This is a genomic window from Bacteroides acidifaciens (genome assembly GCF_024623065.1).
GTDB classification, from domain to species: Bacteria; Bacteroidota; Bacteroidia; order Bacteroidales; family Bacteroidaceae; genus Bacteroides; species Bacteroides acidifaciens.
Window position 1 is genome coordinate 1 of the sequence record NZ_JANJZR010000133.1, and the last position, 5,342, is coordinate 5,342.

At 41.4% G+C, this 5,342-nt stretch carries 5 protein-coding genes and 2 pseudogenes; 3 read left to right on the forward strand and 4 right to left on the reverse strand.

The genetic code is table 11. From position 1 onward, the window contains the following. Positions 1-43: 43 nt before the first annotated feature. Both NSB03_RS19805 and NSB03_RS19810 read right to left on the reverse strand, forming a co-directional pair. Positions 44-499, reverse strand: coding sequence for a GNAT family N-acetyltransferase (locus NSB03_RS19805; protein WP_136014461.1), 456 nt, complete (start codon positions 497-499; stop codon positions 44-46). Then, positions 496-1,200 (reverse strand): annotated as a pseudogene (locus tag NSB03_RS19810) (PLP-dependent transferase); the annotation flags it as partial. The pseudogene NSB03_RS19810 and the gene NSB03_RS19805, both read right to left, overlap by 4 nt. A 98-nt stretch (positions 1,201-1,298) precedes the next feature. On the opposite strand from NSB03_RS19810, the gene NSB03_RS19815 reads away from it, so the two are divergent. Both NSB03_RS19815 and NSB03_RS19820 read left to right on the forward strand, forming a co-directional pair. Next, on the forward strand, positions 1,299-1,601 hold the full coding sequence (locus NSB03_RS19815; RefSeq protein WP_257466602.1) for a phospholipase D-like domain-containing protein: 303 nt from the start codon (positions 1,299-1,301) through the stop codon (positions 1,599-1,601). A gap of 61 nt (positions 1,602-1,662) precedes the next feature. Further along, positions 1,663-1,866: a phospholipase D-like domain-containing protein gene (locus NSB03_RS19820; RefSeq protein WP_024988797.1), complete on the forward strand. Its 204-nt coding sequence runs from the start codon at positions 1,663-1,665 to the stop codon at positions 1,864-1,866. 488 nt (positions 1,867-2,354) lie between these two features. Here the strand turns inward: NSB03_RS19820 and NSB03_RS19825 are convergent. Together NSB03_RS19825 and NSB03_RS19830 are read right to left on the reverse strand one after the other, a co-directional pair. Beyond that, a pseudogene (locus NSB03_RS19825) lies at positions 2,355-3,347 on the reverse strand (ISAon1 family transposase). Beyond that, on the reverse strand, positions 3,313-3,696 hold the full coding sequence (locus tag NSB03_RS19830; RefSeq protein WP_136014460.1) for an ISAon1 family transposase N-terminal region protein: 384 nt from the start codon (positions 3,694-3,696) through the stop codon (positions 3,313-3,315). The pseudogene NSB03_RS19825 and the gene NSB03_RS19830 overlap by 35 nt, the downstream one beginning before the upstream one ends. A gap of 310 nt (positions 3,697-4,006) precedes the next feature. Here NSB03_RS19830 and NSB03_RS19835 point away from each other — a divergent pair, with 310 nt between their 5' ends. Next, on the forward strand, positions 4,007-5,257 hold the full coding sequence (locus NSB03_RS19835; RefSeq protein WP_024988798.1) for an ATP-binding protein: 1,251 nt from the start codon (positions 4,007-4,009) through the stop codon (positions 5,255-5,257). Positions 5,258-5,342 lie beyond the last annotated feature (85 nt).

The following is a 5,342-nucleotide window of genomic DNA, read 5'->3' on the forward strand; positions in this document are numbered from 1 at the left end:
CTTTCGAGTATATTTTCTGTTGTTGTGAGGAGCATGACGGAGACTATGTGACGAATAAAAACAGGTCGGTAAAGCCTCGTTTCACATACATATCTATAGCTTTGGAAAACAAAGGCACTGTTTCAAGATACAATTGCCTATATCCTGCTTTCTGTGCCAGCTTTATCACGTAGTCCAGAATATATGCGCCGATGCCGTGATTCCTTACAATTGGCAGTATGTAAAATTTTACAATCTCAGCACATCCATCAGGTAACCCATTAGTTGGATAGAACCCACAACCGCCAACAGCCATGCCATTATAATCTATTACCCAATATTGTGCATTTACACCTTGAAAACATTGAAAAACACAATCAGTAGTCGGATCATCATAAACACTATTGGTCTGAGATGCTTTGTGTTCATCAATGACAGCACGAATATAGTTCGCGATGTTTCTGTTATCAGATTCTTTCATGGGTCTGATTGTAAACCCATCAATGTTATGATTAGTCATATTTTCAGTTTGTCTAATGCTTGCTTTATATCATATATCAGATCGTCAACATCTTCAATTCCAACCGATAGACGCATCAGATCGGGAGCCACACCGGTAGCCAACAATTGTTCGTCACTCAACTGTCGATGTGTGTGACTTGCAGGATGAAGAATGGAACTTCTGGCGTCAGCAACGTGAGTAACAATTGCTATCAATTGCAGACTATCCATAAAATCAACAGATGTTTGACGAGAACCTTTTAGCCCGAAAGTTAAAACTCCGCACGTCCCGTCAGGCATATATTTCTTCACGAGACCATAGTTTGGATTGTCTGGTAACTGTGGGTAATTTACCCATGCCACTTCAGGACGCGATTGAAGAAATTTTGCTATCTTCAACGCATTATCGCAATGACGAGGCATTCGGAGATGCAATGTTTCAAGTCCGATATTCAATAAAAACGCATTTTGAGGAGCTTGAGCTGCACCCAAATCTCTCATAGACTGCATTGTCGTTTTGGCAACATAGGCTTTTTGACCGTAATGTCGGGTAAATACCAGTCCATGATATGATTCGTCGGGCTGAGTCAATCCGGGATATTTATCAGGATACTCATCCCAGATAAAATTTCCACTGTCAACTATTGCTCCGCCAAGGCAGACAGCATGGCCATCCATATATTTAGTTGTAGAATGAACAACTATATCCGCACCCCAGTCTATTACCAGGGCGCAGTCTATATCTTCCAATTCCTTAAATCCGAAATCGAAATCGGTAAGGCTGCATAAAAAGAATATTAATCAAATTAGCATATAAAATGAGCACGAATTTCTTCACAAACGAAAAAGATCATACTCTTCTTGAGAAGATAGAGGGTGTTTTCAAATATAAGCAAGTACATTTCTTTGATGCACTTGTAGGATATTTTCGCGCTTCAGGTTATTTTAAAATACATAAGTTTATTCAGCAAACGCCGCATATTCGAATATTGGTAGGAATTAATGTAGATAAACTAACCTATCAAGCTAATCAGCAAGGTCTGTTGTTTAATCCGAATGCAGAACAGTCTCAGGAAGAATTTTTTAATGAGATAAAAAAATATACAAGAAGATCAATGTGATAAAGAGGTAGAGGATGGCATGTGCCAATTTATTGAGGATATTATGTTTGGACGAATCATAATGAGGATTCATCCGAAACAGAATATTCACGCGAAAATTTATATTTTCAGAGAAGAAGTTTATCATCCGCATGGATACGGTTCAGTTATAACGGGTTCTAGCAACCTTACCGAAGCTGGACTTGAAAATAATTTTGAGTTTAATGTGGAACTACGTTATGATGACAATATTAAATTTGCAACCGAGACTTTCGAAAAACTTTGAGAGGAATCCGTAGAAATTGATTTAACTCATATAGATAAGATTAAAACAGAATCCTATTTAAACCTGGAATTCACTCCTTACGAAATATATATTAAATTCTTGCTGGAGTATTTTGGCAAGAGCATCGACTTTGATCTCAATTCTGTTTCCGATTTACCTAAAAGGTACAAAAAATTATCTTATCAGATTGATGCCGTAAATGACGGTTATTCCAAGATGTTAAAGTACAATGGCTTTTTCTGTCCGATGTCGTGGGGCTTGGAAAAGCAGTCGTAGCAGCTCTTATATAAAGGGGGAAAACGAAACGTGTCAATATGTGGTGGACCTGAGAATGACTGATTGCTTTGGTTATCAAAGTATTATGGTGGAGTAGGGGAGAGTGGTCCGGAAAAACGAAGCGTTTACATCGCTTTACATTGAAGGTGGGATAGGAGAGGTTTCGGGAGTGTTGTTGTTGATTGCTCTCCATGCTCCTAATAAACCTGTGTTTAGGCATAGATTTTACAAAGACGGGAGATGAAGAATTTAGTGTCGTTGACGCCGTGGGGTTTAGCTCTGAATGCTTTGATTTTTGCGTTTATGGATTCGGCAGATGCGTTTGTCGAACGGTTGTCAAAGAAGTTGATAATCTCCTCGGAGTGCTCGTAGAATGTGGCGGCTATTATGTTGAATGACTTGAAGCCGGAGTCAGCGACTCGGTTGTACCAGCGGGCGAGATTAAGGCGGGCGCTTTCTTTGGTTGAACGTTTGTTGAATATGGCTCTGAGATTCTGCGATAGCCAGTATGCTTCTTTGAGGTCGGGATACAGGCGGAACAGTATGTCGGCTCTCTGATGCTGTGAGGCTGTCCATTTTTCAGGAGACTTGAACAGGGTGTAGCGCCCACGTGCCAGCAGCTCTTTCAGCGTGTCGCCGTTTTTAAGTCGTACAGGCTCGTATCTGCGTCCTTCGAGTTTTGCGGTCTCTCTTGCTTCAGTGTCTGCATTTATGGCATCCCAGCGATGCTTGATACGGATTTCCTGGACTGCATCAAGTGTAAGCTTCTAGACGTGAAACCGGTCTATAACGCGCGACGCCTGCGGGAATGCCATGCGGTATATCCTGTTCATACTATCCAACAGATCTAGCGTCACCTCTGTCACTTTATTGCGCAATGCGTTATTTATCTGACGCAAAGCATGGATAACCGTATCGGCATCTGTTCCAAGTACTATTGCCACGATGGCGTTTTTTCTGCCGTGGGCATCCTTGTTGGTAACGATGGTATAAAGTTCTCCGCAACTTAGCGAGGGCTCGTCAATGCTCAGGTGAGCGCCTATATTCTGCGGAAACACGCACCATTGCTCCGCGTGAAGGCTCTCGGTCGAGTCCTTCCATTGCCAGTAACCGCTCGGATGGCGCTTGTACTGACGCTCAAACAGATCTCCGTCTATATCAAACAACCATTCAAGAGAGCGGCCCGTAATCGGGTATCTGTCCAAGCATATCTTTTAAAAAAGCCGCAGACTCTTTCGAGAAGTGGGTGCCTTTGGTGACTAAATCCCAGCGCCGGCTGACGCTTTTGCCTGTCTCGACATCCACCCAGCGCCGCCGCTTGATATGGAACGGCATCTTGCGTCCTCTGACCGGATAATTACGAACGATGCTTTCCTCATAGAATCCATTTGGACGAAGCTGACCGGGCTTATAGCCCTCGAATCCATTGTCGCGTTCTTCCAATGTCACGTCGAGAGTCTCCAAGGTCTTCTCTACCATGACTACCTCAAAATACTCGACCATCTCTTCCGACAGAAGACACTCAGCCAACTCTATGTAAGGGTTCTTTTCCATTGCAATTGTTTTCAGTGATCCGCCTGGGATTCACTCATATCTTTTAATCCTCTGATATTCAGTTGTGACTTTCAATCTTCAAAATAATCTCTACCGATTTTGCAGCGTGATACTTTCTGCATTTTGCGTGCCACTCTGAGGCTTTTATTTGATGCAAAGGCAGTATTAACTTTTGAAAACGCACTATCGCTACTCTAAAAATGTGTGTATGATAACAGTTTTTTCGATTAGTTGTTTGGAGGCTCAGAAAAAGGACTTAATTTTGTAGTCGAAATCTTTGATGAATATCACATAATTTTCGATTAGGACTATGATACAGCGTGATCATTATTTGAACGAGCTTGTTTCCTTGCAAGGAAACGGCATGATAAAAGTCATAACAGGAATGCGCAGATGCGGAAAGTCATATCTGTTGTTTGATATATTTGTGTCTTATCTTGAAGAACAAGGAATAGCACATGACCATATCATTAAGATAGACCTCGAAGACTTTAAGAACAGGGCTTTGCGCAATCCAGATAATTTGTATTCATACATAGAAAGCCGTATTACGGACGATCGGATGCACTATATCTTATTGGATGAGGTACAGATGGTTGAACATTTCGAGGATGTGCTGAACGGTTTCCTGAAGATACGACATGTGGATGTATATGTCACAGGTAGCAATGCCAAATTCCTGTCCAAAGACATCATTACTGAATTTCGGGGGCGTGGATATGAGGTGAAGATGTATCCTTTGTGCTTTTGCGAATATATGTCGGCATACAAAGGTTCGGTTCAAGCCGGATTGAATGAATATATGCTGTATGGTGGATTGCCGCAGATATTGTCATATACAACGGAAGAACAAAAGACAAAATTCTTGAAAACGTTGTTTGACGAAACTTACATCAAGGATATTAAAGATCGCTATGATATACGCAAGGATGATGATTTGGAGGAACTTATCAACATTATGGCTTCGGGCATCGGTGCTTTGACTAATCCAAACAAGTTGGCAAACACTTTCCGCAGCGAAAAAAAATCGGTCATATCATACGATACCATCAAGGATTACATTGATTATCTGTGCGATTCGTTTCTTGTGGAAAAGTCCACCCGTTACGATATAAAGGGTAAACGCTATGTCAACTCTCCCTATAAATATTATTTTATGGACTTGGGGTTGCGTAATGCCCGTATCAATTTCCGGCAATATGAGAAAAGTCATCTGATGGAAAATCTCATATACAATGAGATGCGTGTGCGGGGGTTCAATGTGGATGTCGGTACTGTGCCCACTTACACAAAGAATGAGGAAGGAAAGCCACAACGAGCCAATTTGGAAGTGGATTTTGTCTGCAATTTGGGAAGCCGCAGATATTACATCCAATCTGCCTATAGAATGGAATCTGAAGAAAAAATAAAGCAGGAACGGGCTTCATTGCTAAAGGTGGATGACTCTTTCAAGAAGATTATAGTTCTTGGTGAGGAGTGTCCGGTGACACGTGACGAACAGGGCATTACAACGATGAGTATTTTTGATTTTTTATTGAAAGAAAACTCTCTAGAACTTTAGTAATTCAATTGGGGCTGACTAAAAAGCCCCCCTCATCTTTTTCCTCAATTTAAATAATAGTCCACACAATAAAAAGTCTCCCTTT

Coding starts and splice junctions, on each gene's coding strand:
- NSB03_RS19805 (WP_136014461.1), bottom strand. CDS start 499: ATGACTAATCATAACATTGATGGGTTTACAATCAGACCCATGAAAGAA.
- NSB03_RS19815 (WP_257466602.1), top strand. CDS start 1,299: ATGAGCACGAATTTCTTCACAAACGAAAAAGATCATACTCTTCTTGAG.
- NSB03_RS19820 (WP_024988797.1), top strand. CDS start 1,663: ATGAGGATTCATCCGAAACAGAATATTCACGCGAAAATTTATATTTTC.
- NSB03_RS19830 (WP_136014460.1), bottom strand. CDS start 3,696: ATGGAAAAGAACCCTTACATAGAGTTGGCTGAGTGTCTTCTGTCGGAA.
- NSB03_RS19835 (WP_024988798.1), top strand. CDS start 4,007: ATGATACAGCGTGATCATTATTTGAACGAGCTTGTTTCCTTGCAAGGA.